The organism is Vibrio sp. SCSIO 43133 (genome assembly GCF_023716845.1).
GTDB classification, from domain to species: Bacteria; Pseudomonadota; Gammaproteobacteria; order Enterobacterales; family Vibrionaceae; genus Vibrio; species Vibrio mediterranei.
Window position 1 is genome coordinate 968,049 of record NZ_CP068024.1, and the last position, 26,372, is coordinate 994,420.

At 45.7% G+C, this 26,372-nt stretch carries 21 protein-coding genes and 1 other RNA gene; 13 read left to right on the forward strand and 9 right to left on the reverse strand.

Going from position 1 to position 26,372, the window contains the following annotated elements:
* Positions 1–41 precede the first annotated feature (41 nt).
* Positions 42–917 carry an acyl-CoA thioesterase II gene (gene tesB / locus JKJ11_RS04835; protein WP_038222333.1) on the reverse strand — a complete coding sequence of 292 codons (876 nt, stop codon included), beginning with the start codon at positions 915–917 and terminating at the stop codon, positions 42–44.
* Between the two features lie 205 nt (positions 918–1,122).
* Here tesB and JKJ11_RS04840 point away from each other — a divergent pair, with 205 nt between their 5' ends.
* Positions 1,123–1,578 (forward strand): YbaY family lipoprotein, encoded by a 456-nt coding sequence (locus JKJ11_RS04840; RefSeq protein ID WP_252038802.1) that lies wholly within the window; start codon positions 1,123–1,125, stop codon positions 1,576–1,578.
* A gap of 20 nt (positions 1,579–1,598) precedes the next feature.
* Here JKJ11_RS04840 and JKJ11_RS04845 read toward each other — a convergent pair whose 3' ends face one another.
* A complete protein-coding gene (locus tag JKJ11_RS04845) occupies positions 1,599–1,901 on the reverse strand; it encodes an MGMT family protein (RefSeq protein WP_124940781.1) in 303 nt (100 codons plus the stop codon).
* A 51-nt stretch (positions 1,902–1,952) separates the two neighbouring features.
* Here JKJ11_RS04845 and JKJ11_RS04850 point away from each other — a divergent pair, with 51 nt between their 5' ends.
* Positions 1,953–2,693, forward strand: coding sequence for a VP0952 family biofilm-associated protein (locus tag JKJ11_RS04850; RefSeq protein ID WP_031496556.1), 741 nt, complete (start codon positions 1,953–1,955; stop codon positions 2,691–2,693).
* 193 nt (positions 2,694–2,886) lie between these two features.
* An RNA gene (gene ffs, locus JKJ11_RS04855) (signal recognition particle sRNA small type) lies at positions 2,887–2,983 on the forward strand.
* Positions 2,984–3,496: 513 nt separating this feature from the next.
* On the opposite strand, the gene JKJ11_RS04860 is transcribed toward ffs, so the two are convergent.
* The 6 genes from JKJ11_RS04860 to JKJ11_RS04885 form a co-directional block, all read right to left on the reverse strand.
* On the reverse strand, positions 3,497–4,639 hold the full coding sequence (locus JKJ11_RS04860; RefSeq protein WP_252038803.1) for an iron-containing alcohol dehydrogenase: 1,143 nt from the start codon (positions 4,637–4,639) through the stop codon (positions 3,497–3,499).
* A gap of 11 nt (positions 4,640–4,650) precedes the next feature.
* Entirely contained in the window at positions 4,651–5,451 is an 801-nt protein-coding gene (rhaD, locus tag JKJ11_RS04865) for a rhamnulose-1-phosphate aldolase (protein ID WP_006071371.1), read from the reverse strand.
* 83 nt (positions 5,452–5,534) lie between these two features.
* Positions 5,535–6,794: an L-rhamnose isomerase gene (locus JKJ11_RS04870; RefSeq protein WP_006071370.1), complete on the reverse strand. Its 1,260-nt coding sequence runs from the start codon at positions 6,792–6,794 to the stop codon at positions 5,535–5,537.
* 11 nt (positions 6,795–6,805) lie between these two features.
* The gene (rhaB, locus tag JKJ11_RS04875; protein WP_252038804.1) at positions 6,806–8,251 is read right to left on the reverse strand and encodes a rhamnulokinase; all 1,446 of its coding nucleotides are present in this window, start codon (positions 8,249–8,251) and stop codon (positions 6,806–6,808) included.
* A gap of 325 nt (positions 8,252–8,576) precedes the next feature.
* Positions 8,577–8,900 carry an L-rhamnose mutarotase gene (rhaM, locus tag JKJ11_RS04880; protein ID WP_006071368.1) on the reverse strand — a complete coding sequence of 108 codons (324 nt, stop codon included), beginning with the start codon at positions 8,898–8,900 and terminating at the stop codon, positions 8,577–8,579.
* A 12-nt stretch (positions 8,901–8,912) separates the two neighbouring features.
* A complete protein-coding gene (locus tag JKJ11_RS04885) occupies positions 8,913–10,634 on the reverse strand; it encodes a purine-cytosine permease family protein (RefSeq protein WP_252038805.1) in 1,722 nt (573 codons plus the stop codon).
* Positions 10,635–10,991: 357 nt separating this feature from the next.
* Between JKJ11_RS04885 and JKJ11_RS04890 the strand changes: the two genes are divergently transcribed.
* The 8 genes from JKJ11_RS04890 (at position 10,992) to copI (ending at position 21,126) form a co-directional block, all read left to right on the forward strand.
* Positions 10,992–11,786: a helix-turn-helix domain-containing protein gene (locus JKJ11_RS04890; protein WP_252038806.1), complete on the forward strand. Its 795-nt coding sequence runs from the start codon at positions 10,992–10,994 to the stop codon at positions 11,784–11,786.
* A gap of 732 nt (positions 11,787–12,518) precedes the next feature.
* Complete coding sequence (locus tag JKJ11_RS04895; RefSeq protein WP_006071364.1) at positions 12,519–12,809, forward strand: hypothetical protein; 291 nt, start codon at positions 12,519–12,521, stop codon at positions 12,807–12,809.
* Between the two features lie 275 nt (positions 12,810–13,084).
* The gene (locus JKJ11_RS04900; RefSeq protein WP_006071363.1) at positions 13,085–13,729 is read left to right on the forward strand and encodes a type III secretion system effector protein; all 645 of its coding nucleotides are present in this window, start codon (positions 13,085–13,087) and stop codon (positions 13,727–13,729) included.
* 77 nt (positions 13,730–13,806) lie between these two features.
* Positions 13,807–14,196, forward strand: coding sequence for a hypothetical protein (locus tag JKJ11_RS04905; protein WP_096441575.1), 390 nt, complete (start codon positions 13,807–13,809; stop codon positions 14,194–14,196).
* Between the two features lie 137 nt (positions 14,197–14,333).
* On the forward strand, positions 14,334–15,665 hold the full coding sequence (locus JKJ11_RS04910) for a TolC family protein (RefSeq protein ID WP_503060915.1): 1,332 nt from the start codon (positions 14,334–14,336) through the stop codon (positions 15,663–15,665).
* 20 nt (positions 15,666–15,685) lie between these two features.
* Positions 15,686–17,398 (forward strand): efflux RND transporter periplasmic adaptor subunit, encoded by a 1,713-nt coding sequence (locus JKJ11_RS04915; protein WP_252038808.1) that lies wholly within the window; start codon positions 15,686–15,688, stop codon positions 17,396–17,398.
* A complete protein-coding gene (locus JKJ11_RS04920) occupies positions 17,395–20,517 on the forward strand; it encodes an efflux RND transporter permease subunit (RefSeq protein WP_252038809.1) in 3,123 nt (1,040 codons plus the stop codon). Before JKJ11_RS04915 ends, JKJ11_RS04920 begins: the two co-directional genes overlap by 4 nt.
* Positions 20,518–20,574: 57 nt before the next feature.
* A complete protein-coding gene (copI, locus tag JKJ11_RS04925) occupies positions 20,575–21,126 on the forward strand; it encodes a copper-resistant cuproprotein CopI (RefSeq protein WP_124940803.1) in 552 nt (183 codons plus the stop codon).
* Positions 21,127–21,218: 92 nt separating this feature from the next.
* Here copI and JKJ11_RS04930 read toward each other — a convergent pair whose 3' ends face one another.
* Positions 21,219–22,484, reverse strand: a complete 1,266-nt coding sequence (locus tag JKJ11_RS04930) for a RidA family protein (protein ID WP_252038810.1) — start codon at positions 22,482–22,484, stop codon at positions 21,219–21,221.
* Positions 22,485–22,993: 509 nt separating this feature from the next.
* On the opposite strand from JKJ11_RS04930, the gene gad reads away from it, so the two are divergent.
* Positions 22,994–24,388, forward strand: coding sequence for a glutamate decarboxylase (gad, locus tag JKJ11_RS04935; protein WP_198557519.1), 1,395 nt, complete (start codon positions 22,994–22,996; stop codon positions 24,386–24,388).
* A gap of 81 nt (positions 24,389–24,469) precedes the next feature.
* Positions 24,470–26,197, forward strand: a complete 1,728-nt coding sequence (locus JKJ11_RS04940; RefSeq protein ID WP_198557520.1) for an aspartate:alanine exchanger family transporter — start codon at positions 24,470–24,472, stop codon at positions 26,195–26,197.
* Positions 26,198–26,372 lie beyond the last annotated feature (175 nt).

Consider the following 26,372-nt stretch of genomic DNA (forward strand, 5'->3'; position numbering starts at 1 on the left):
AGAGTCAGGACGAAAGGCGGGGATGATTCCCCGCCTTTTTATTAGTATCGTGACGTTTCGTCGGTAAAGCGCATAACCCCTTCTTGAACTGAAGAAGCAATGAGCTCACCTTTTTGGTTGAAAATTTCGCCACGAACCAATCCTCGAGAGTTACTAGCGTTCGGGCTATCTATTACGTACAACAACCACTCATCCATTTTTACAGGACGATGGAACCAGATGGAATGGTCGATGGTGGCAACCTGAAATTTAGGGGTTAACAAGGTAACACCATGGGGATGCAGTGCGGTAGTTAAGAAACCCCAATCAGATGCGTATCCAAGTAGGTACTGGTGGATAAGCTGATTGTCTGGCATCTCACCGTTCGCACGAATCCAAAGGTATTGTTTGGGCTCTGCCTTCTCTGGCTTCAATGGATTGATGACGGTCACCGGACGCATTTCAATCGGTTTTTCACCGCAAAAAGCTTTGCGAAGCTTTTCTGGGAGAAAGTCAGCGATTCGTGCTGCCAATTCAGATTCTGAAGCGTAGTTTTCTGGTCCCGGTATTTCTGGCATAGCGCTTTGATGCTCAAAGCCTGGAGCCTCGCCATGGTAACTTGCCGTTAAGTAGAAAATGGGGCGACCATTTTGGATGGCTTTGACGCGGCGAGTACTAAAACTCTTACCATCTCTCAAGTTCTCCACATCGTAAATGATGGGCTTTTCTGGGTCACCGGGGTAGAGAAAGTAACTGTGGAAGGAGTGAACTGTTCTATCTTCAGCTACGGTATAACGCGCTGCAGACAGCGCTTGTCCAATCACTTGGCCGCCATAAACTTGCGGTAAACCAAGGTTCTCACTTTGCCCTCGGAACAAGTCAACTTCGAGCTGTTCTAGCTGTAATAGTTCTAATAAATCGCTTAGTGGTTTACTCATAGCACCCATCTTTTATTCATAACTTTATTAGCCAAGTGTGGGTTTTGCTGTCAATTTCGTCAAGCAGAGAAAAATGTAGGAATTGGGTGAATTTATTGAAAAAAAGCGTGTTTTTGTTAAGCGAGATACCGTATATCTGATATGTTTATTGCATATTGTTCCTGTTTTTTGCACAGGTTGTAATCAAAAACTCAAGAGAGGCATCATGAAAAAGACACTCGTCGGTACGCTGGTTATTGCTTTAGGTCTAGGCTTGGTAGGGTGTCAATCTGCACCTCAATCAGACGCGGCATCTCAAGTTGAACAACAGAAGAAGATGGAAGACAGTATGTCATCAGTGAAAGGCACAATTGCTTACAGAGAGCGTATTGCATTACCGCCTAATGCCGTAGTGACAGTAAAACTTCAAGATGTATCGCTACAAGACGTTGCTGCCACAGTGATCAGTGAGCAAACCTTTACAACCGATGGTGCACAAGTGCCGTTTGATTTTGAGTTAAGCTACGACATGGCAGATATTAAAGCGAAGCATACTTATAGTGTGAGCGCTCGCATTGAAGTAGATGGCAAGCTGCGTTTTATCAGTGACACCTCATACCCTGTTATCACAGACGCGAACCAAACAGCAAACGTAAATATGATGTTAGTTGGCGTGCGCTAATACCTATCACTGGATGGCAGTTATGGCTGCCATCCAAATTCTTTCAAACGAACCTTACCTTTGATTGAAAACGCCACACCTTCCTCCATTAATCGCGCTCTCTGCCTCAAGAAATCATCTCCTTTCAGCGATATCTCCCCTTTGCCATTAATCACTCGATGCCAAGGTAATGTACTGCCTTCAGGTAAGTTGCCTAAGGCTTTACCAACATGGCGCGCATAACCCGGATAGCCCGCCATTTTGGCAATTTGGCCGTAAGTCGCGACTTTTCCAAGTGGAATTTGGTGAATTACTGCAAAGATTTGCGCTTTAAATTGATCCATACTGAAGATGTCCTAGTTCATTTTGCCAAGGATAGGTAATAAGGAGGAGCTATGGTATTTTCCGTTTTTCAATTCATAATCACAAGTCTACTTGTTGTAGTTTGTGCTAGAACTATCAGCGTTACCGAAGGGGATATCCCTGTGCTAGCGATGATGATCCCTGCGCTGTGGATCTTGCCTCAGGGTGGCATAGCAGGACTGATGCTGCTTGCATCAATGGTGGTATATGGCCTCACTTTGCCCCTTCAGTCCATTGCGATGTCGGTGGCAGTTTGGATACTAATCCCAGTGTTTTCTGTCGCGTTTTCCAAACGAAGTAATATATGGGTCGTCAGCATCATAGGGCTCATAGTCTTGACCCTGAATGTGGGTATTATGCTCACCCAATCCGCGGGTAAATTAGGTGGCACCCCTATGGTAACACTCGTTCAAGCTTTCTCAGTTTTCGTTGCTTGGTATGCGGCGCGAAACTGGAAAGGTTCAACTGAGCATAGCTGGTGGTCATTGGCATTGATATTGCCAATTTGGGCGGCCGGTTTGCCATACGCCGCGCTGGTATCTTTGTGTATGACCGGAATTTTAGCTTCGATGGAAAGTCTCGGAAGGCTGAAAACATTTCGTTGGAACAAGCTGTTGTGCTGGACACTGCCCACGGTAGGTTTTGCCGCCTTAGTCGTGGTGCCATCGATAGAGGTGCCTAAACCAGTATTTGTTGTTTGGCTCTGTTTATTGGGCACAGCATGGATGACCGATTACATTCTGAGCATAGACGAAGAACAGCAAGAACCTTAAAGCCCTTTTTGAACAAGTCAAAGCGCAGACATTGACTACAGTGTCTGCGCTTTGACTATTCTGTAAGCACTTAATCTACTTAGGGTACAAATTTGCAGTGATGGCCTTGCATTCATCGTCACGATACCTGATAATCCTCCCACGCCTTGCAACAGTGACCCTTCACCAAGCAAAGCAACAAAATCTATGGAGGCCCTGGTCCTCCCGCAACAATAGCTCGTGAACTCGGTCAGGTCCGGAAGGAAGCAGCCGCAGCGAGTGACTTGTGTGCCGGGATGTGGCTGGGGCTTCCACCCATTGAAAACGCCGCTTTTATAAGCGGCGTTTTGCTATCTAAATCTCATCAGATCTTCGCTAATTACCGTCTTTCCTGTGATAACAGGAATCTATCCATACCGTCCACTGAATCACATGAACTATCTCAACTAGCTATCTTACGAGGTTGACTTACTCATGCCCCAAAGTTTGATAGCCGAGTGCTTAGTGTAATCTTCTATTTCTGCAGATTTACCTATTTTTTCTGATAGCAGACTTTATTCATCAGACGCGCAAAGGAGCCTGCATACCAGAGAATAATTAGAAACAGGATTAGGAGAGATCTAGAATGCAGCCGTAATTACGGACAAGATACATAAACAGAAAGTCTTGGTGCTTACATAAGTACCAAGACTTGGTTGATAATGCATACGCAACAAACAGTGTTGATAAATTTCAACTGGATATAGGGGAAATAGGGAAATGCCAACATGGTTTTGTTGGCATTTGTGTTGCGGAACAAAGAGTAAATACTGAATCTTCCGGAGCTACAGTGCTTTTCTATACAGTGCGATTACTTGATCACGAGTCATTGGATGCGGGTTACCGCCTGCACAAGGGTCTGCCAGAGCATCATCTGCCCAGCTCTGAATATCTTCTTCCGTTACGCCTAGTTGAGCAAAGCCTTCAGGGATGCCTACTCGGCGGTTAAGAGCATGAAGTTCATCTATCGCTGCCAGACTTGCTTCTTCTACGGTCATACCAGAGGTGTCTGCGTCAAGCGCCTTGGCAACCCGGGCAAATTTTTCAACGCAGTAAGGGCGGTTAAACTCACACACGACAGGCAATAGAATTGCATTGCATACCCCGTGTGGTAAGTCTTTGTGAGCACCGGCAGGGTGAGCCATTGCGTGAACCATACCCAGACCTGCACTGTTAAATGACAAGCCGGCGATAAACTGACCGTATGCCATCATTTCACGTGCTTCGATACTTGTGCCGTCATCAACCGCTTTTGGTAAGTTTTGCGCGATGGTTTTGATTGCTTCCAGAGAAATATAATCGGTTAGTTTGTGTGCCCCAACAGATACAAAAGATTCAACCGCGTGTGTTAATGCATCAATACCGGTTGCTGCCGTTGTACCGCTTGGAACACCAAGCATAACACTAGGATCGTTCACTGAAATTTCTGGAATGATCTTGTCCGAGATAATTACGTGTTTAACGTGTGTCTCTGTATCAGTGATCACTGCGTTACTCGTCACTTCTGCCGCTGTACCTGCAGTGGTATTGAGAGCGTAAAGAGGAACGCCAAGCGTTATTACTTTCTCAATACCGTTATACGCTGCAATCGGACCATCATTAGCAGAAAGGATTTTGATGGCTTTCGCGGTATCAATTGAGCTGCCACCACCGAAACCAATAATAAACTGCGCCTCAGACTCAGAATACATCTTGTATGCGCTGTTCACGGTATTGGTGTCCGGGTTTGGACGCACATCTTTGAAAAGCATCAGGTTAAGCGGACTGCTGAGAAGTTTGTCAGCAAAGCCGAGCTCTACCAGAGCCGGGTCGCAGATCAGAAGACCTTTTTCACTGCCATGCTCTTCAGTCAGACGTTCAACTAATGCTTCAATTGAGCCAACACCGGAGTAGTTGATCTTCGGAAAAGCTAGTTTGAACACACTCATAATATATACCTCTATAGATTGAATTCTCGTTTCAAAATATCCATATTTTTTCTCGTCACACCTTCAGGCTCATAACCAGCAGCTATACACATCAGGTATAATTTTGCGCCTTTGTTGGCGACATCTACGTAATCAAATGCTTGCAGCGCATCGGCACCGGAAGCGGTTGCACCGTGTTTTTCCCAGATCGCAACGTCATGCTTAAGCAATGCTGCTGTTGTACCATCCGCCAACTCTTCTGAAGAAGGCAGACAGTACGGGATCATGCCGATACCGCGTGGGACGAATGCACGGACTTCCGGCAGCATCTTCCAGCAGGTATGGGTGAACAGCTCGCTGCTCTTTGAAATGTCTGAGTGATGAGAAAGCGCAATCAGTTCAAGTGGGTGAGTGTGAACTACGGATTTGTGGTCAGAGCCTGCTTTGCTTTTTTCTACAAGAATCTTAATATGGCTGATAAATTCAGAGGTTGGGGCGAAATCTTCACTCGCTTTTCCGCCCCAGATGATTTGGTAACCGTTTGCCGCTGCGTTGACTTTAAGTACACAACCCGCATAGTCAGGCTCCCGCAGTTCACGGATTCGTTGGCCAGTACCTTTTACGTAATAAATGCGGTTAGCACTTTCTATTGGCAGTTGCAGTGGCAGTGTTTTTTCTTGCACGTCAACTTGCGGGATTTCATCGAATAGATCTGTGACGTCCACAGAGATGTTACCGCCGTTGCGCTCTGCCCATTCACGTTGCCAAAGGTACTGAGAAACTTCACTGACTTTCTCTATTTCACATATCACTGCATCGTTTAATTGAATCATAGTATTAGCCTTTTATATCTAGTTAACTTAGCCAAACAAGTCAGACGTAGAATCTGACTTGTTTGATTGTTGAGCGGTTTGAATTAACGTGTTTCCAGAATGGTTGCTTCGTAATCCTTCACATCGTTGATCCAATCAAAGCCAACCGGGACTTCGTTTTGCAAACAGTGGTAATTCCATACAGCTGCCCATGGTAGAGAATGAGCCTCTTCAATCAGTCCAAGGCGTGTGGTGTAATCGAAGGATGCTTCTGCCGCTTTTAGTTGCTCTACTGGTTCAAGCAGGGCTTTAAGTAGTGCTTTTTGTGCGTTGCGGGTACCGATAACCCAAGCCGCTACGCGGTTGATTGATGCATCAAAAAAGTCCAAGCCAATTGCTACGCGATCCAGCAGGTTGTTGCGTACGATTTCACGCATGATTGCCTGCGTTTCGTCATCGAACGACACCACGTGGTCAGAGTCCCAGCGAACCGGACGGGTTACATGTAGCTGTAGGTCATTGACGTACAGTGAACATGCACTGATTTTGTCGCTGATCACTTCAGTTGGGTGGAAATGGCCTGCATCAAGGCATAGTGCCGTGCCGCGGGTTGCAGCGTACGCTAGATAGAACTCGTTGCTGCCAACGGTGAATGCTTCTGCGCCTATACCGAACAGTTTGCTCTCTACAGCATCTTTGTGGAACTCAGGAGAAATCTTCTCAGCTAGAGCTTTGTCCAGAGAGTCTGCAAGACGTGTGCGTGGAGAAAGGCGGTCAACAGGTTGATCTTTCATGCCGTCCGGGATCCAGATGTTCATAAATGATGCTGTGCCAAGTTCACGGCCAAAGTATTCAGAAATCTTACGGCTCGCTTTTACGTGTTCAATCCAAAACTGACGGATATCTTCGTCCGGGTGAGACAGCGTCAGACCGTCGTCTGCTTTAGGGTGAGAGAACAGAGTCGGGTTGAAGTCCAGACCAAGCCCTTGTTTTTTCGCCCACTCAACCCATCGAGAAAAGTGCTCAGGTTTGATTTGATCACGTTCAACATATTCATCGGCATCGATGTAAATCGCGTGCAGGTTAACGCGCTTCTTACCCGGAATAAGAGAGAAAGCTTTTTCCATGTCCGCACGCAGTTGATCTGGTGTTTTTGCCGCGCCCGGGTGGTTACCCGTTGCTTGGATACCACCACTCAGGGCTGTTTCTGGCGATTCAAAACCACGTACATCGTCGCCTTGCCAGCAGTGCATAGAGATTGCTGTCTGGCTCAGTAGCTCCATTGCTTTATCTGTGTCCACACCGTATTTTTCAAAAACCGCTTTTGCTTGTTTGTAAGCTGAAATGATCTGCTCTTTGCTCATGGTTATGTACCTTATTTAGTTATTTGTTGGAATTGGGATTTGATTTGTTCCAATCCCTCAATAGGGTTTGCAGTGAAGCTCTTCACATCGGAAGAGGCATCGATAATCTGGCGGCCTTCTTCCAGCGAGGTAATAATGTTGGACGCGATAAACTGGTTAATCACGTTGCCCAGTGCCGAGGCTTCTGTCGGTTCGGTCGATACCCTGATCTGACAAACATCGGCACAAAGTTGGTTCAGGAACTTATCTTGCGTGCCGCCGCCGACAATACGTAATTCAGTTATGGATTTGCCGGTGACTTCCGCAAGCTCGGTCAGTACCCTGTCGTACGCTAGGACTAAGCTGTCGTAGATACAGCGAATGACTTCGGAAAGAGTTTCCGGCGCTTCCATGTCACGCTTGTTGAACCAGTTTTTAATCGCATGTGTCATCGACGCAGGATTTAAGAAATCATTGTCATTAGGGTTGACGATATACTTAAACGGCTGTGCCTGGCGTGCCAGACTAGCGATATCCGGGAACGTCAGTGATGGGTTTTCTGCTTTAATGCGCTGAATCAGCCACAAGCCCATGATATTTTTCAGTACGCGATAGCGACCATCCACATTACCTTCGTTGGTCAGGTTGTATTGGTAAGCAAGTTCGTCGGTGTAAGGTTCAAAGCTCTCAATCCCCACTAGAGACCAGGTGCCGGAACTCAGGTAAGCCATAGTCTCATGAGTGATTGGTGTTGCTGCTACTGCTGATGCGGTATCATGACTTGCCACAGAGCATACCGGGATTCGTACATCGCCTAAGTGGTACTCACCAATAATGCGGTTTGGCATTTTAGGTGGCAGGAACCAGTTTATTTTTGCACCACATGCGTTAATAAGCTCCTTGCTCCACACTTTCTCTTTGCAGTCCAGAAGCTGACTGGTGGAGGCATTGGTGTACTCACAGTGTTTAACGCCGGATAGCTTGTAGTTAAGGTAATCCGGAATAAACAGCAAGGTATCAATCTCGCCATACCATTCAGGCTGTTGATCGTGGATCGCTTTTAACTGGTTAATGGTGTTAAAAGACAGGAACTGAATGCCCGTTGTAGTGTAGATATCTTGCAGGGTTAGCTGATTATCCGCTAACAGCTTATCTAGGACACCTTCTGTACGTGCATCACGGTAGCTGACAAACTCACCTAAGTGTTTACCAAACTTGTTTAGCAGCACAAAATCGACCCCCCAGGTGTCTATGGCCAGTGAAGTAATCTCAATACCTGTCGCCACTACTTTATTGATGCCTACTTTGATCTCTTCTAGAATTGAGTAGAGATCCCAGCACGACTCATTACCATGCATCACTTGCTGGTTTTGAAAACGGTGAAACTCTTCGAGTTCGATTTTTCCGTTGTTTAGATAACCGACCATGACACGTCCGCTTGACGCCCCAAGGTCTATTGCAATCACAGCCTTCATCATGAATACCACCTCTTGTTCTTTAGAGCTATTACACCGTTTTTTGCGACCGAATAACTTCAAAAATCCCCCCGTAAAAACGCAATTGGTGCGTTTTTTTCAAGAAGCTCATGCGGCGTTTCAAAGTTTTGATAAACAACGTGATACTGCATAGATAAAGTTCTGCCAGAGCTTCTCTAAATGTTTGGTTTTATGTTCTTTTGAAGAAGGAAGCAGTTGAACGGTAAAGGGGGAAGCGCAGATGGAAAAAATTCGTCACTGTCAAATAATAAGCCTCGCAATATAGCGAGGCTTAGTGACTGGTTATTTACTGCGATTGGTCTTAACGTTAAGTCAGATAGAAGACGGAATCTAGGGTTACAGACAACGGAGAGTTATCCGGATTGGTTGCCATAATGTCTTGCATATAAGCCCACCATTTCTGACAAGTCTCAGTATTGGCAACCCGACCCCAACGCTCCTCACTCTCGATTTCGACATAACCAAATAGCTGATTAGTCTCCTCATTGAGAAAGATGGAGTAGTTGTGACCGCCGTGACTTTTCAGAACGTCCACCAACTCTGGCCAGATTTCATCATGTCGTTTTTTGTATTCTGCCTTACAGCTTTCATTGAGCTGCATAACAAAGGCTTTTCTGATTAAGTCATTCATTTATATACTCTCTTAAGCTTTGTCACGCAGAGTGATCCAGGTGGTCGCTGAGATAAAGTAAATTACAGTCGGATAAATCGCGAACGCTTTAAAGGACTCGAATGCCACTTGGTAGTCAGCACCTGCGCCCCAGACTTTCAATGCAGAAACTACCAACGCAGCCAGAGAGGCCAGAGCAATCGCGCCGGAAGCTTTCTCCAGCAGACTGGCTGGCTTAGCTTCAGTCTGTTGTGCTGCTTCGCGTTTCGCTAGTTCAGCATGGTACTCTTCACGTTGATTCTGCTCTTGTTGGTATTCCGTTTCCTGTTTAGCGTAGTTATGACCGGCACCCATAGATTTCGCTAACGTGATGTAAACGGCCATAGACAGTAGGTAAGTCGGTACAAAAAGGAAGAACAAATGCAGGATGCCCATCTGTTCACACGTTATCGCAAAAACAACACCAATAGCCCAAGTGATAAGTGCCGCTTTGTTCAGGTCGTTACCTTGGTACTTAGACCAAAGTGGAGTCAGACCGATTTTCTTGAATACCCAGTGCTCAGACAGGATGATTGCGCCAACTGGTGCCAGCAGAAGACCCATGTAGCCCACAAAGTCTAATAAGCGGGTAAATACGAATGGGAAACAAGCAATAATAGCGGTAACAACACCAACGATAGTCGTGATGTATGCACGCGATTTGTTCGGGAAGATACTTTGGATTGCCAGACCTGCACGGTAGATAGTTGGATTAGACGTTGTCCACCCTGCAATGATTACCGCAACGATACCTGTCGTGCCAAGAACCGCGTGAGCGATACCGCCAGCGTCCAAGTTAGACATTGTAGTTTGCATCAGAAGCATAGCTCCCGCACCCATGATACCGGCACAGATCCATGCAATGTAGTGACCGAAGAACATACCAAATGCTGAGAAGTAACCGTATTTTGAGCTTTTAGCAAAACGTAGCAGTGCCATGTCTCCTAAAGAGCCGTGCATTGCTAGGTTACATACCCAAGCGAAAGCAGCAATCTGCCAGAAGGTCATAGATGGTGAACCATCAGGCGTTTGTCCAGTCCAGATGTACTGATCCGCCAGAGACAAGAACTGACCGAAGCCAGTAAAGGTTTCACCGTTCCCAATATTGCTCAGTGCTGGAAGTGCAACCATTCCGCCAGTTACAAACACAACAAGCAGCCATGGTGAACAAACGGTTGCGAACTGAGCGCATTTCTGAAAGCCCAATACTGCAATGGCTACTACAATAGCACCTACAGCGAGTGCCACTGCAACGAACGCAGCACTGGTTGGATACCAGTGTGTCTGCGCCGGAATATCAAATAAGATACGTACCGCAGAGGCCGATACTGTGATCATTGCCCCGCCCAGAGCACAGAAGAGCACGGCGTTGACCACGTTATAGACTTTGTTAAAGCCTGGACCTGCGACTCTGCGCAGGTATTCGTAGACAGTTAATCGGGATTGGGTTGCGATAGGTGCGGTAATGAGTGCCCAGGTCAGCACTGCCATCAGGTTACCAACCACCAGACCCATCAGGATATCAAATGTGCTGGCTCCCCAGGCGACAAAAGCTGCACCGATTACAAACTCAGTACCGGCTACATGTTCACCGGAATAGGAGCCGAGAAAGTGCCGCCAGCCAAGTAGTTTGTGTCTGGGCACCTGCTCTTGTTCATATTCATTGAGGGTTGCTTCTGTTTCTTGCGTTTGTGTAGAGGTAATCGCTTCAGACATGATTGTCTCCTTGCTACTTGTAAGCTCTTGTTTCTTATGTCTTTAAATTCAAGTGTGTGAATTTTGTTCTCGTTTGTTTCCCTCTAAAACGCCACGTATTATCCATGTGGAGGACAAGGGAATTAGGATTAGCTTACAAAGCTGAGAAATTTAAACCTTGGAAAATTAACATCCAAAACGAGTATTTTGGTGAGTTTTTTAAGGTGGGCAACTTTGCCTTCACACTTTTAAAAATATCAGTAAAAAAACGAGCAAAAGTGAGATGTTCGACGAGGAAAAACGAGTTTAAACCATCTAAGTTTACGCTCATGGAAGCAGAGGTATGCAATGATCTATCTAAAGTCGAGAGAGTTCTTTATGAACTCCAACAGTCCTGTCACTACTGAGCTCAGAGCTCCTCAGGAGCCTTATCCTGAGCACGCGCACTCATTTGAAGAGATTATTATTGTTTCCGAAGGATGTGGTACACATGTCATGAATGACGTACCAATGAATCTAAGTAAAAACTACGTTTGCTTTGTCAAAAAGAAAGACCGTCATTTATTCGATGCTGTAGATGGCCTCTACTTAAGTAATATTCTGTTTGAAAAAGATAAGCTGCAAGTTTGCTCGGATCTGAAGCGTTTTATGCCAGGTGAATCAGATAGAGAAACGGGCTGGTTTATTAGTGAGAATACCGCACAAAGTGTGCGTCAGCTGATCGAACGCTTGCATGTTGAGTCACATATCGACAGTGAAGAGTCACGCATGATTACTCAGTTCATTTTTCAGCAGATTATTGTTGAGCTGTGGCGGGGTAAAATGAAAGACGCTGATCTGCTTAATAGCAACGATAAGGTCATTTACGCTTTGTCTCATATCCAGCAGTACTATGCTAGCGTTAATGAAATTGATGATGTTGCTGAGGCGGTCAAACTGTCTTCGCGTCAGTTAACAAACAGTATGAAGAAATTAACGGGCATGAATTTTAATCAGTATCTGCACTACATACGCACCAGCAAAGCGTTTTCCGACATTCTGTATACTGATCAATCTATTACAGATATCGCATTCAGGGTTGGTTATCAGGACAGCAATTACTTCTCCACTAAGTTTAAACAAGTATTCGACCAGACACCGAGAGAGGTTCGAATGAGACATTTTGTTAAATAATCTCTGCATAATTCTAATGTAAGCGCTTTCGGAACGGGTAAGGTTATATTTAAGCGTAAGCTGATAACAATAAAATAATGCAAATAGGTTGGGTGGTTCGAAAACTCGTAACTTGTCTTTGTTCAAAAGATTTCTACAAAACGCTACAGCACTCTTCGAGGATACCTAGTGACAACATAGTAGTTTTACGACGAGGTATTTCCAGGATTCATTAAAGTTTGCTGACTTCTGATGCAAAATTATGCGGACTTATTACTGCAAATCTCCTTTTAACTGTTTGAAATTTTACTTGGGCTATGTTGAATTTTATTGCAAGCATCGCCATCTAGCGCATGCAAATCATATCTAGATTTATACCTGTAGAACAAAACTTCTCCAAATACGCATTGTTCATAAGCTTAAAATTGCTGATGTTTAAGTGATTTACACCCCACAAATACAATACATTACAAAACCACAAACTGAATCGATTCAGGGGTTACTTTATAGCTGTATTTAGACGCTCATTTTACTATCAAATCCATATTGTTAACCTCTTTGTGGTGCTCTATTTAGAGCTTCTACGCTAATGCGACAATAATGTATGGCTTTGTAAACTGCCATTGTATAACAACTCATTAACGTAGTAGTTTGATTATATAACTGTCAGTTAGAGTGAACTCGATCGCTGGTAGGGAAGCATGCGTTATGTCCAAGGAGAGTGAACCAATTATCTAGAGTATTATGAGGTAGATGATGAGTGCAGAGCTGAGACGTAAAATAGAAGAGTTATTGGTGATCGCAAAGCAGGAAGGTGTTTCTATTTTGGGGTTAGTTGATTCGGCTGACGAAGCACAATGCCAGATTTTTCGGAGCATTGAATTGAACTCTCGTCAGGGTATCAGGGCGTTAGATGACATCGTCATGAGACAAAAGTGCCCTGCTGATGGAAGTGCTTGTGATACCTGCCACCAATCTTGCAGGGAAGACCCTAGTTCAGAAATCCCTCAGGTTAGTTCGACACTGCTCTATTTGGTTAAATAGTCACAGGAAGCGTTTTTAACCCAGCGTTACAAAAAGAACGTATTCGCGCATATTGGGTATTCTGTTTGCCTTTTCATTGATGACATCTTCAATAAAACCACGCCAAATAGTGAGCCCCCTCCAACTTCATTTTTATTTGCCAATGCCTGTTTAAATTAAGGCTAGACTCAAAATTCATCGTGGCTACAACCACATAACTTTATCAGCTGAGCAGATGACACTCTAGACACGGACGTTATGGTACTAGACGCAAGCTGCAAAGTGAGAGGTGAATTATGGCAGAAATTACTCAACTCCTTCCCGCTTTTCCTGGATTCGCAGTGCAATATGACCCAAGTAAGAACCCTTACTTCAGAGTGATTATGGAAGAGAACCTTCGCAAGCTAAAGCAGGTTTCAGCAGGAAAATCATTACTTTCATCGATTCAAGCGGCGACACCTGCTTTTCGTGGTTCTTTTCCTCGAGGTGTGAATGTAATGTGTGTTCCGACACACCTTCACTTTACCCAAAGTGGCTACAACCTTGAGATTGAATACGCACAAGATTACAGCCAAAAGCTGACAGGCATGACACCTTCAAACCTCGCCAAACACGCACCTCAAGGATGTCCATTCTGGATCTCTGGAGGCAGCCACAATTCCGCTTTAGATCAAAAATCTGCCACCAACGCCACGGGTTCCGTATGTCATATGCGTTTTACCAACGTTCAGGTTGTAACCCGAAGAGGTGAGAAGGCAGAGCCTTATGTGGTACTAGCTCACGAGCTGATTCATTCTTTACATTGTCTTCAAGGTATTAAAATGGATGGTCGGGACGAAGAGTTATGGACGACTGGGCTCGGAAAATATGAAAATAACCCAATGAGCGAAAACGTATTTAGAGCTCAATTTGGCTTAGCGAAAAGACAGCGATATTTCTAAATTTTCTTCACAGTTTTATTGACCTTCCCCTTAGGGGAGGGTCTACACTCAAGAAGATTTTTCGTAGAAGGCTTGTTATGCGCTTTAGTGTTATTAGAAAACGTTGGATGTCGTTACTGACGATTGTTGCGCTATTAGCATCAACGTTAGCCGTTAGTGCACCAACGATGGCTTTTTCTAATGATATTGTTTTGTCTTCTCAACATGGTGCAATGGTAGATTGTACTGCTAGTGTCGATTCTTCCACAAACTCCCATCATAATGTTTCTAAGCAAACCGCCGTCAGTGAGTGTGGTGGCGAATCAAAGCATAATTGCTGTAGCGCAACGTGTGCGAACGGTGTTGGGGTTATCAGTGCAGACTTAATGCACGGTATTCATCATTATCTCTTCTCCAAAAGAACGCTCGAACTTGCGTTTAGTCCTATTTATCGAGCAAACGGCCTCGATCGACCCCCTAGAGCGTAATCCAATCTAATTTTTCAGCCCTTCTTAGAGCTCTAAGAAGCTTTTTAATCGTGCTTATTATTTAAGCGCGCAGATTGGATACTATCGTGAACAAATCTATTACTTTGGTTGCGCTTACCGTGAGCGCCGCCTTGTGGATGCCGATGTCTGCTTTGGCAGACAATGTCGCCACGATGCAAGTTAATAACCCAAGCGAGGAACAGCTTGGTTCAGTGACGCTGCAACAACTGATCGAATTGTCGATCGCCAATGATGCAAGTAGAGTTCGATTCTACGCTCAATCAGAATCGTTAAGGCAGTCTGGGATTGCTAGCGCTACGCTGAAAGATCCAGTAATAAAAGTTGGCGTTGGCGGTCTACCAACGGACAGCTTTCAATTCGACCAAGATCCCATGACAAACGTGTCAGTGGGTTTGATGCAACAGTTTGGACGAGGGTCGACGTTAGCCCTGCAAAACCAAAAAACGCAAAAGCAAGCTGATGGTATTGAATTTCAAGTACAGACACGTGAGCTTGAGATAGCAAACAGTATCTCAAAGCTGTGGTATGAGCTGGGATTTCAGCAACAGTCAGAGCGTGTGCTGCTGGAAAGTCAGGGCCTAATGCGAGAAATGGTTCGCTTTATCCAAACTAACTACGCCATTGGTAACAGTGAATCTCAAGATCTGATTCAGGCTCAGTTGCAGGTCAGTAAGCTGGATGAAAAGTTGCAGGCCAACCGTCAAATGCAAAATCGCCTGATTGCTCAGCTCTCCGAATGGTTAGGTGCTCAATGGTTGTCTAATCAGCCGACTCTTAAGGCGACCACGACTTCAGACTGGCTGAGGTTGGAAGGTCGTCTTTTAGAGCATAGTCGTTCGGACTACTACGCCATTCTTAATCAGCACCCAATGGCTCGCATGGCAGATATTGAAATAGCTGCAAGTGAAACCCAAGTAGCCATTGCAGAGGAAGCGTACAAACCGCAGTTTGGCGTTGAAGCGATGTATGCCCATCGACAAGCTAACAATATGCGCGGTGAGCCAGCGCCAGATTTAGTGAGCGCTTATGTCACGATGGATATTCCTCTGTTCACTGGTAATCGTCAGGATAAAAATCATGCCGCTGCCGAGTATCAAGTGGTCGCCTCCAAATCTAATAAGGATGCATTGCTTTCTCAGATGTACGCCAAAGTCAGTGCACTGACAATGGATAGGCAAAACCTCACCGAACGTCTTGAACGTTATCGTCAAAGTCTCCTTTCTCAGGCTAAAGCTCGCACCGAAGCTGTAGAAAGAGGTTATGAAAACAGCACTGCGCAATTTAGTGATGTGATCACCGCCTCTAGAGACGAACTGGCAATAGAGCTAGAGGCGCTGAGGTTGGAAACCGATCTTAGCTTGGTCAATAGCGACCTGTCCTATTTTCTGGGTGGTTTTGATTATCAAGCCTCAACTCCGGTGCTTTCAGTGCCATCAAAACAACAATAATTCTGAGAAGGTAAACAAAGATGAAGACATTGAATGTTGCGCTATTGGCCTTAGCGGTTGGCGCTGGAATTGGTGTGCTAGTCGCTCCTTATGTCGGAGGTCATAACATGGCGGAGGCGTCCGATGAAAATGCCAGTACAACGGGAGCGAAAGAGCCGCTGTACTGGGTAGCACCGATGGACCCAAACTATCAACGCGATCAACCAGGTAAATCCCCAATGGGAATGGACCTTATCCCAGTGTACGCCGATGACCTTAACGGTGGTAATGACAAACCAGGAACGGTCAACATCAACCCTGCGGTGGAGAACAATTTAGGAGTAAAAACAGAACCGGTAAAGCTAGCGAAGCTATCGCCGCGTATCGAGACAGTCGGCTATATCGCTTTTGATGAAAGTCGTTTGTGGCAAACCAATGTGCGCGTTGCGGGCTGGGTCGAAAAGCTCTATATCAACGCTGTGGGAGAGCGTGTTAACAAAGGAGATGTGTTATTCAAGCTTTATTCACCAGAGCTGGTCAAAGCGCAGGAAGAGTTACTTAATGCCCATCGCACAGGACGCAGTAGTTTGGTTAAAGGCGCCACGGAGCGTTTAATTTCCCTGGGTGTAGACCGAGCTCAAATTAACCAGATAGTCAAGCAAGGCAAAGCGTCCCAGACCATTGATATCAAGGCACTGGGCAATGGTGTAGTGGCTACATTGAATATCCGAGAAGGTGGCTATTTGTCCCCAGCTCAATCGGTTATCAGTGCGGGGCCAATTGATGAAGTTTGGGTCGATGCTGAAGTGTTCGAACGCCAAGCGGAATGGATCAAAGCGGGTAGCCAAGCAACGATGACATTAGACGCGCTATCAGGCAGGGAATGGCAAGGAGAAATTGACTATGTTTATCCGATTCTCGACCCTGCAACGAGAACGCTAAGAGTAAGACTCAAGTTTGCTAACCCAGATCATCAATTAAAGCCAAATATGTTTGCCAACATTGCGCTGCAACCCAAGACGGAGCAAGCCGTGCTCACTATACCTCGTTCAAGCGTGATTCGCTCTGGAGGGATGACTCGCGTGGTGTTATCCGAAGGAGGCGGTAAATACCGCTCGGCACGTATCGATATTGGACGAGAGGCCCGTGACCGAGTTGAGGTGTTAGCAGGATTGACCACAAGTGACAAGGTGGTGACCTCTGCGCAGTTTATGTTGGATTCGGAGTCAAGCCAAAGTGCGGATTTGTCGCGAATCAATGGCGTAGAACTGCCAGCGAAGACTGTGTGGGCGCAAGGTGAAATCACGAGTGTGATGGCAGGGCACAATATGTTGACCATTAATCACCAACCCGTACCAGAGTGGGATTGGCCGGGGATGACGATGGATTTCACGGTGGACAAGGGTGTCAACCTTAACACCTTGCAATCGGGTCAACAGGTTGAGTTTGAAATGGCAAAGACCGATTCAGGGCAATACGCCATTATCGATCTCAAAGTGAGTGACAAACGGGTTGTCGAGCAAGTTTGGGTTCAAGGGGATATCACTATGTTGATGGCTGATTTTGGCATGATAACCCTCAGTCACAACGCCGTTGCTGAATGGGGCTGGGAAGCCGGAGAAATGAACTTCACTTCTCAAGGAGATGTGGATTTAACTGGCTTCGCTGAAGGCGAAACGGTGCGCTTCTTAGTGACGAAGCAGGGTTCGGACTATGTGCTTATTGATCTGCAGCGTGGAGGAGGTCAGCCATGATTGGAGCCATTATTCGTTGGTCTATCAATAATCGTTTTCTCGTCTTGGTCGCAACCTGCTTTTTGACGTTAGCAGGTTTGTACAGTGTGAAGAATACACCTGTTGACGCTATTCCTGATCTGTCAGATGTTCAGGTGATTATCAAAACCAGTTATCCGGGACAGGCTCCTCAGGTTGTTGAGGATCAGGTTACTTATCCTCTGACGACCGCCATGTTAGCGGTGCCGGGCGCAGAAACGGTGCGGGGATACTCCTTCTTCGGTGATTCGTATGTGTACATTATCTTCAACGATGATACCGACATGTACTGGGCACGTTCGCGGGTTTTAGAGTACTTAAGCCAAGTTACGCCTAACTTACCAGCACAGGCAAAGCCGACTTTGGGTCCCGATGCGACAGGGGTGGGCTGGATTTACAGCTACGTACTACAAGACAAGACAGGCCAGCATGACCTAGCAGAACTTCGCAGTATACAAGACTGGTTTTTAAAGTATGAGTTACAGACAGTTGCTGGCGTTTCGGAAGTCGCGACGGTAGGCGGTATGGTCAAGCAGTATCAGGTCCAAATTGATCCTGCTAAGTTACGTGCTTATGACCTGACCTTGCAGCAGGTCAACATGGCTATCAAAAATGGTAACCAAGAGACTGGTGCATCAGTGATAGAGGTCGGTGAGGCTGAACATATGGTTCGCACTACGGGTTACTTGAGTAGCATTGAGGATATCAAAGCGCTTCCTCTTAAGGTGACGAGCAAAGGTACTCCTCTATTGCTGGGGGATATCGCGGACATCAATCTTGGGCCTCAAATGCGTCGTGGTATTTCCGAGTTTAATGGTGAAGGTGAAGCGGTTGGTGGCGTTATCGTTATGCGTTTTGGGGAGAACGCCAGTCAGGTTATTCATGATGTCAAAGCAAAGTTGGAAGAGCTGCAACGCGGTCTGCCTGATGGCGTTGAGATTGTTGCGACTTATGACCGTTCAACGCTCATCGATGCGGCGGTTGAAAATCTATGGAAGAAGTTGGCAGAAGAGTTCGTGGTAGTAGCCATAGTCTGTGCGCTGTTCTTATTCCACATTCGTTCTTCACTTGTGATTGCTATTAGTTTGCCCATTGGCATTTTGTCCGCATTTATCGTCATGCACTGGCAAGGGATTAACGCCAATATTATGTCGTTGGGTGGGATCGCTATTGCCATTGGGGCTATGGTCGATGGTGCGATAGTGATGATCGAAAATGTTCACAAACATATCGAGAAAACGCACCTCACCGATAAAAACCGCTGGCAAGTTATCGGACGTGCAGCAGAAGAAGTCGGTGCTCCGCTGTTTTTCTCTTTGCTTATTATCACATTGAGTTTTGTTCCTGTGTTCGCGCTTGAAGGGCAGGAAGGCAAAATGTTCTCACCACTCGCTTATACCAAAACATACGCCATGGCAGCAGCTGCGGGTTTAGCCATTACTTTGGTGCCTGTGCTGATGGGGTACTTTATTCGTGGGAAAGTGCTGCCCGAACATAAAAATCCCGTCAACAAAGCGTTGATTGTCTTGTATCGACCGATGCTTAACCTAAGTCTTCGTTACCCTAAATCGATGATTGTACTGGCTATCGTCTTGATGGGGTCGGCTTTCTATCCGACCAGTAAGTTAGGTAGTGAGTTTATTCCGCCTTTGGATGAAGGGGATTTGATGTACATGCCAACGACTTATCCTGGTATCTCGATTGGTAAAGCACGTGAACTGCTTCAACAAACCAACAAGTTGATCAAGACCGTTCCTGAAGTCGAGACTGTGTGGGGCAAGATTGGTCGTGCAGAAACTGCCACTGACCCAGCCCCTTTAACCATGATTGAGACCACCATCCAATTGAAGCCTCGCTCAGAGTGGCGAGATGGCGTTACCACAGAATCACTACGTAAGGAGTTTGATGATTTGGTTCAGTTCCCAGGGCTAACAAACGCGTGGGTAATGCCAATTAAGACTCGCATCGACATGTTGGCCACTGGGATAAAGACGCCAATAGGTATCAAGATCGCTGGACCTGATCTCAAAGTCATCGAGGAGATAGGTGCCAATATCGAACCTATCCTCAATACGATTCAAGGCACGGTGTCGGTATATGCCGAAAGGGTAGCGGGTGGACGATACGTCACGATTGATATCAAACGACTCGCCGCCGCGCGTTATGGTCTGAACGTCAGTGATGTTCAGCAAGTTGTGTCAACGGCAGTGGGTGGTATGAATGTGGGCGAGACAGTGGAAGGGTTGGAGCGATACCCAATTAACGTTCGCTATCCACAAGATTATCGTGATTCGGTGGTGAAGCTACAGAACCTGCCTCTTGTCACTCCAAATGGTGCTCGAATCGCGTTAGCAGATGTGGCGGAAATTCGCTATGAAGATGGCCCGCCAATGATTAAGACTGAGAACGCTCGCCCGAACGGCTGGGTGTTTGTTGATATTGCTGAGCGCGATCTTGGGTCGTATGTCACTGAAGCTCAAAACATTGTGGCAGAGCAATTGCCCCTACCAGCGGGGTACTCGCTAACGTGGTCTGGTCAATATGAGTATATGGAGCGCGCCAAAGAGCGTTTAAGCGTTGTTGTGCCTGTTACTCTCTCCATTATTATGTTGTTGCTTTACCTTAGTTTTAGAAGGGTAGGTGAAGTGCTGGTCATTATGGGGACACTGCCGCTCGCAATGGTAGGTGGGTTGTGGCTTATGCACTACCTTGGGTACAACTTCTCGATTGCTGTAGGAGTGGGCTTTATCGCGCTTGCTGGAGTAGCCGTCGAGATTGGGGTCATTATGCTGGTTTACCTAAATCAAGCATGGCATGCACGCAAACTAGCGGCACAAGAAAACAAATCGCCATTAACGCTCGATATGTTAACCGAGGCGATCCGTGAAGGCGCAGGGCTGCGCGTGCGTCCCGTCATGATGACGGTGTTAACAGTCATCATCGGTCTTATTCCAATTATGTACGGTTCAGGTACTGGCTCTGAAGTGATGCAACGGATCGCCGCTCCAATGATTGGCGGCATGGCGTCCGCATTACTGCTCACATTGCTGGTCCTTCCGGCTATCTACAAGTTATGGAAATCAAAAGAAATTAACCAATAACCGTTGGCGGCCTCTAATGAAGAGGCCGCTAATCACTTATTTAAAAAGGAAGCAATCATGAAAAAAACACTGATAACATTAGCTCTTACCATCGCTTCAACCGCCGTGATGGCAGAAGGTATGGATCATTCGAAAATGGATCACTCCAATATGGACCATGGCATGATGAATCATTCTAATATGGACGACGCTAAGATGGACCATAGTAATATGATGAACATGGACGGGATGTCTGCTGTGGGTATGCCTGCCAAGGGAGCGAAACCCGATAAAGTGGTACATGTGATTTTAACGGATGACATGAAAATCACTTTTAAGCGTGATGTTAAGATAGAACCTAATGACGTCGTTCAGTTTGTGGTCATGAACACTGGCAAAATCGACCATGAGTTTTCTATCGGTTCTATTGCAGAACAATTGGAACACCGTGAAATGATGAAATCGATGCCAGCGGGACATGATCATCATGGTATGGGCAACGTGGTTTATCTTGAACCAGGCAAAGCAGGACAGTTGCTATGGCATTTTCATGGTGAGAAACAAGTCGAGTTTGCTTGCAACATTCCAGGCCATGCAGAAGCTGGGATGGTTAAGAGCATCACATTGTAATAGATCGGTGTTTCGTTAGTAAAAGTGCCCTAGAAGATAACTTCAAGGGCACTCAGGTCAGCAGGAAACCTTGTCAGCGAGCTGCCATTAGCCTATTTGTTCGGTGGCGTACCTTCGGTGTTCGACATAATGGCATCTATTTGAACTACCGCATTAGACGGTAAACTGGATACGCCGATAACGGTCAACGCTGGCAACAAATCACTGAAATAGCTTCTCAATACTTCTTCTAGTGCGCACAAATCATTCATGTCTTTTAGCTGAATGTTGAGTTTAACAATATCATCCATCACGTGGTCGATATTTTCTACGATGGCTTTAATGTTCTCGAAGCATTGCATCGCTTGTTCTTTTGTCCCTGAAGCAACAATCTTTCCTATCGAAGGATCAATAGGCAGTTGCGCTGAGATATTGTTGTAGTGAGAGAAGGCCACGCTTTGCGTCGATAGGGCGTTTAACGGTGCTTTTTCGGTATTGGTTGCCTTAATAACGATGCCGTGACGGTCTTCAACTAATTGAGGCGGTGTACCATCGCCGTGAGAAACGGTCGCATCTATTTGTACGAGTGCATCCAGCGCTAAGCCTTCCACAACCACACTGGAGCGTGCAGGTAAGTAATTAACGGCACGAGCAATGGAAGAATCTGGGAAGAAGGTTTTATACACTTCGTCAACGGCCTCAAGATCTTCCAACTTTGTGATATGAATATTTGTTTTGACGATATCATCCATCGGCACGTCAATGCTTTCGAGTATCGTTTTGATATTGCGTAGACATTGTTGTGTCTGTTCTTTTATCCCGCCTGTCACTACATTCCCCGACTTTGGTTCGATAGGCAGCTGAGCTGAAATATGATTGTAGTGGGAAAACGCGACAGTCTGGCTTGAGAGTGGTGTTATCGGCGCGTTGACGCTATTTCGAGTTAATTTCACCAAATCACAAGGCTCTTGAGGGTAGGTACCTTCGCCATTTGAAATGACAGCGTCCATTTGCACCAACGCCCCTTTCATTGGCAAGTCAGCGACTGCAAGTGACGTATATGTGGGGCGGTGTAGAGGAAAGAAGGAAGCATAGACTTCATTGACTTTGTCGAGGTCGGTAATGTTTTTCAGGTAAACGTTGATCCTCACCACGTCACTCATCGTATGCTCAATGCTGTTTACTATCATTTTGATATTTTTCAGACACTGTTTTGCCTGCTGCTCTATACCACCCGCAATAAGAGTCTTGGTAGCAGGATCGATGGGTAATTGAGCCGAAATATTATTGTAGTGAGAAAAGGCAACAGACTGTGTAGATATTGAGCTTACGGGCGCTTTTTCAGTATTCCTTGAAACCTTAATGATACGGTTATCCATGTAGTGGTATCTCCAATTTTCGTTATTAGTTAGGATAAAGCGAACAAATAATAAGCAAAAAGAGAGCCAAACTAACAAAAGGGTAAATCAAAGCTTCAAGTAGGGCGGATTTACTGTCGCACTAAATGCATGGTGAGGCGTTTATCTTAGCTTCTGGCACTAAGATTTATCTGACAGTGAGAGCGGGTGGTATAAGTCGAATTGCGTTTGTGTTAAGCGTCTAGTTAGGTTTCAGGTAACGGTTATTGTCAATTTTCTAGGCATTCTTGACGGTTTAATCTCATGAGCTGAGAAAATGATGGTCTTTAGTCCCCCAGATAATACTGGAAGGCCGCACTACTCTCATCTGCAGAAAAGTCTACTAATAACGATTTGAATCTTATCAACCGAATATGAAACTAGCACGCCAATGGAATCTCGACTAACTTTAATCCAACGTCGTTGTGCCTTTTAAAACAAATGCTTAATGACAACTTACGCAATAGTTTCAATGATATAAAGGATTGATTATGCCTCTTCATAAAAAGTCAGCTGTTCGTGGTTCAATGTTAGATGATGTTTACTCTTCCAAAGATTTGTCAGTGGTTATGCCCAAGTATCGAATCCCTGAGAATGAGCACGCACCTGAACATGCCTATCAAGTTGTTCACGATGAACTTATGCTAGACGGTAACTCGCGTCAGAACTTAGCGACATTTTGTCAAACATGGGTAGAAGATGAAGTTCATCAATTGATGGATGAATGCATCGATAAGAACATGATTGATAAAGATGAGTACCCACAAACGGCGGAGATCGAAGCGCGTTGTGTTCATATGTTAGCGGATCTTTGGCATGCGCCAGATGCAGAGAACCCAATGGGTTGTTCAACGACGGGGTCGAGCGAGGCCGCGATGCTTGGCGGGATGGCATTGAAGTGGGCTTGGCGCGAAAAAATGAAGAAGCAAGGCAAACCTACTGACAAACCAAATCTTATTTGTGGCCCAGTACAGGTTTGTTGGCATAAGTTTGCGCGCTATTGGGATATTGAACTTCGTGAGATTCCAATGGAAGGTGATCGCCTCATCATGACACCTGAAGAAGTGATCAAACGTTGTGACGAAAACACTATTGGTGTAGTGCCGACTCTTGGTGTGACGTTCACATGCCAGTATGAGCCAGTAAAAGCGGTTCATGAAGCGCTAGATAAGCTTCAAGAAGAAACAGGCTTAGATATTCCTATTCACGTTGATGGCGCCAGTGGTGCGTTTTTAGCGCCTTTCTGTGACCCTGATTTAGAATGGGACTTCCGCTTGCCTCGTGTTAAATCGATTAATGCTTCCGGCCACAAATTTGGGCTTTCGCCATTAGGTGTGGGTTGGGTCGTGTGGCGTGATGCTGATGCGTTGCATGAGGATTTGATCTTCAATGTAAACTATCTTGGCGGTAACATGCCAACATTTGCATTGAACTTCTCTCGCCCTGGGGGACAAATCGTTGCGCAGTACTACAACTTCTTAAGATTGGGTAAAGAAGGCTATAAAAAGATTCATGATGCATGCTACGAAACAGCACGCTACATTGCCAAAGAAGTTGAGAAGATGGGCATGTTTGAAATCATTTACGATGGCCACGGTGGTATTCCAGCACTAAGTTGGTCTATCAAGAAAGGTGCAAACCCAGGCTTCAACCTTTATGACTTATCGGATCGCATTCGATCTCGTGGTTGGCAGATTGCAGCGTATGCAATGCCTGCGGATCGCCAAGATCTGGTTATTATGCGTATTCTCGTACGTCACGGTTTTAGTCGAGACATGGCGGACTTGCTGATTTCTGACTTGCAACATTGTGTTGATTTCTTTGACAAGCACCCAGTGGTTAACGGCAGTGATGCCGACGAGTCTAGCAACTTTAACCACGGTTAAGGTTGTCACCGCTCTAGGTAATCGGCAGAGCGATGCGTCGCATTGCTCTGCTGCTTCAATCACAATGTAGCAGGTGAGATCATGTCTTTTCTTTTTAATTACTTATCTGAAAACCCATTTGTATTTCTATTTCTATCACTCGCGATAGGGTACCCATTAGGACGTATTACTGTTAAAGGTGTGAGCCTTGGTACAACGGCAGGTACATTGATTGTTGGTGTTACGTTGGCGTTGACCTCATTTTCAGTCTTTGGATTAAAAATTGAGGAACCGGGGCTAGTATCGGACATCTTCTTAATGATGTTTATGTACGCCATTGGCATGAAAGTAGGTCCTCAGTTCTTTTCCGGACTGGCGAGAGGTGGCTTAGATTTTGTCGTAATTGGGCTAATCGTTGTTTTTAGTAACTTCGCCATCGTCGTGATTGGCGCCAAGTTGATGGGATTAGAGCCAGGATATGCGGCAGGTATCATCTCTGGAAGCTATACCGTTACCGCAGTAATGGGTGTCGCACAATCGGCGATTACTTCGGGGGCTTTTGTGCCGCCGGCGGGGATGAGCGCTGATCAAGTCAGTGCTAATATCGCAGCGGGCTATGCCATCAGTTATGTATTGTCGACGGTGCTCATTATTCTGTTAATCAAATACTTACCTTCGATGTTTGGTATTGATCCCGTTAAAGCAGGTAAAGACGCAGAGAAAGAGTTTTCTACCGGCGATGACAATGAGAAACTCCCCAGCACCTTTGGGTTTTCAGACGTTGGTGCTTTGCCTATCGATGTTCGTGCCTATAAGGTGACCCATGAAGAGTTGGTAGGGCGCTCGGTCCAAAATCTTTATAAACAATTCCCCGATGCAGTGGTGCTAAAAGTCGTGCGGGGCGATGAAGTGTTGGATGCTTCGGCGAATCCAACGTTACAGTTAGGTGATGTTATCGGTGTTCGTGGTGAATACAGTGCTCTTATCAAAGAAGGTGAAGCAGATATTGGCAATGAAGTTGACGAACCTCGAGCGCGCAATGTCGATATTGAAGTTGCTGACATCCATGTGGGTAAATCAGAACATGCAGGTAAAACTATTGCTCAGTTGCATGCTGAGGTGGGTTTTGGCGTGTACTTCAAAGCGCTATTTCGACAAGGTCATCAACAACCATTATTACCTAATACAACGGTAGAAGTGGGTGATGTTGTTCGTATTGCAGGCTCACAGTGGTGTGTAGAACAAACGGCTTCTCAGTTGAATAGTGTGCCTATTGTAGAGAGCACAGTCACAGAAACATTTTACTTAGCGTTAGCATTGCTGGTAGGTTATGTGTTTGGCCACTTGAGTGTGACCATTGCAGGAATCCCATTTGCCTTGGGTACATCTGCTGGTTGTATGCTTACTGGTATCGTGTTCTCGTTCTTACGAACTCGTAATCCGGCGTTTGGCGGCCCAATGAGTGAGGGGGCCCGAAGCTTCTTACAAGATATTGGCCTTAATTTATTCGTAGCGGTGCTAGCTGCGACTGTGGGGCCTAAGATCCTAGCCTCATTTCAAGGCATTATTGTGATTAAAATAGCGTTACTTGGCGTGACTGCAGCACTTGTTCCACCGTTATTAGCTTGGTTGTATGGTCTGTATGTTCGTAAGATGAATCCGGCCATTCTTGCTGGTGCTTGCGCTGGTGGTAGGAATAGCACACCTGCAATGAAAGGAGCTCAAGATGCCACTCAAAGTGACATGCCGGCGATTGGCTATCCAGTGCCGTATGCGCTGACTTCCGTTATCGTGTTAATCCTTGGCTATATCGCAATGGTTATCAGCTAATCGTCTTATGAGCTGAATGCGATACTAATGAAAAACGGCACTCTTTGTGCCGTTTTTTCTTGTGCCATTTATACGTGATTCATAAAACCGCAGGCATCATAAAACTCACACTCCAATATCAGAATAAGTTGACACTATCGGCTAAATCCTGCTCAATATCCTGACCGTAAGGTCA

Excerpts from the sequence above, each read along its gene's own strand:
- rhaD (WP_006071371.1), bottom strand. The coding sequence starts at position 5,451 with ATGATTCAATTAAACGATGCAGTGATATGTGAAATAGAGAAAGTCAGT.
- JKJ11_RS04850 (WP_031496556.1), top strand. The coding sequence starts at position 1,953 with ATGGTATTTTCCGTTTTTCAATTCATAATCACAAGTCTACTTGTTGTA.
- copI (WP_124940803.1), top strand. The coding sequence starts at position 20,575 with ATGAAAAAAACACTGATAACATTAGCTCTTACCATCGCTTCAACCGCC.
- rhaM (WP_006071368.1), bottom strand. The coding sequence starts at position 8,900 with ATGAATGACTTAATCAGAAAAGCCTTTGTTATGCAGCTCAATGAAAGC.
- JKJ11_RS04910 (WP_503060915.1), top strand. The coding sequence starts at position 14,334 with ATGCCGATGTCTGCTTTGGCAGACAATGTCGCCACGATGCAAGTTAAT.
- JKJ11_RS04870 (WP_006071370.1), bottom strand. The coding sequence starts at position 6,794 with ATGAGCAAAGAGCAGATCATTTCAGCTTACAAACAAGCAAAAGCGGTT.
- JKJ11_RS04840 (WP_252038802.1), top strand. The coding sequence starts at position 1,123 with ATGAAAAAGACACTCGTCGGTACGCTGGTTATTGCTTTAGGTCTAGGC.
- JKJ11_RS04895 (WP_006071364.1), top strand. The coding sequence starts at position 12,519 with ATGATGAGTGCAGAGCTGAGACGTAAAATAGAAGAGTTATTGGTGATC.
- JKJ11_RS04920 (WP_252038809.1), top strand. The coding sequence starts at position 17,395 with ATGATTGGAGCCATTATTCGTTGGTCTATCAATAATCGTTTTCTCGTC.
- rhaB (WP_252038804.1), bottom strand. The coding sequence starts at position 8,251 with ATGATGAAGGCTGTGATTGCAATAGACCTTGGGGCGTCAAGCGGACGT.
- tesB (WP_038222333.1), bottom strand. The coding sequence starts at position 917 with ATGAGTAAACCACTAAGCGATTTATTAGAACTATTACAGCTAGAACAG.
- JKJ11_RS04885 (WP_252038805.1), bottom strand. The coding sequence starts at position 10,634 with ATGTCTGAAGCGATTACCTCTACACAAACGCAAGAAACAGAAGCAACC.
- JKJ11_RS04900 (WP_006071363.1), top strand. The coding sequence starts at position 13,085 with ATGGCAGAAATTACTCAACTCCTTCCCGCTTTTCCTGGATTCGCAGTG.
- JKJ11_RS04890 (WP_252038806.1), top strand. The coding sequence starts at position 10,992 with ATGAACTCCAACAGTCCTGTCACTACTGAGCTCAGAGCTCCTCAGGAG.
- JKJ11_RS04845 (WP_124940781.1), bottom strand. The coding sequence starts at position 1,901 with ATGGATCAATTTAAAGCGCAAATCTTTGCAGTAATTCACCAAATTCCA.
- gad (WP_198557519.1), top strand. The coding sequence starts at position 22,994 with ATGCCTCTTCATAAAAAGTCAGCTGTTCGTGGTTCAATGTTAGATGAT.
- JKJ11_RS04915 (WP_252038808.1), top strand. The coding sequence starts at position 15,686 with ATGAAGACATTGAATGTTGCGCTATTGGCCTTAGCGGTTGGCGCTGGA.
- JKJ11_RS04860 (WP_252038803.1), bottom strand. The coding sequence starts at position 4,639 with ATGAGTGTGTTCAAACTAGCTTTTCCGAAGATCAACTACTCCGGTGTT.
- JKJ11_RS04940 (WP_198557520.1), top strand. The coding sequence starts at position 24,470 with ATGTCTTTTCTTTTTAATTACTTATCTGAAAACCCATTTGTATTTCTA.
- JKJ11_RS04930 (WP_252038810.1), bottom strand. The coding sequence starts at position 22,484 with ATGGATAACCGTATCATTAAGGTTTCAAGGAATACTGAAAAAGCGCCC.
- JKJ11_RS04905 (WP_096441575.1), top strand. The coding sequence starts at position 13,807 with ATGCGCTTTAGTGTTATTAGAAAACGTTGGATGTCGTTACTGACGATT.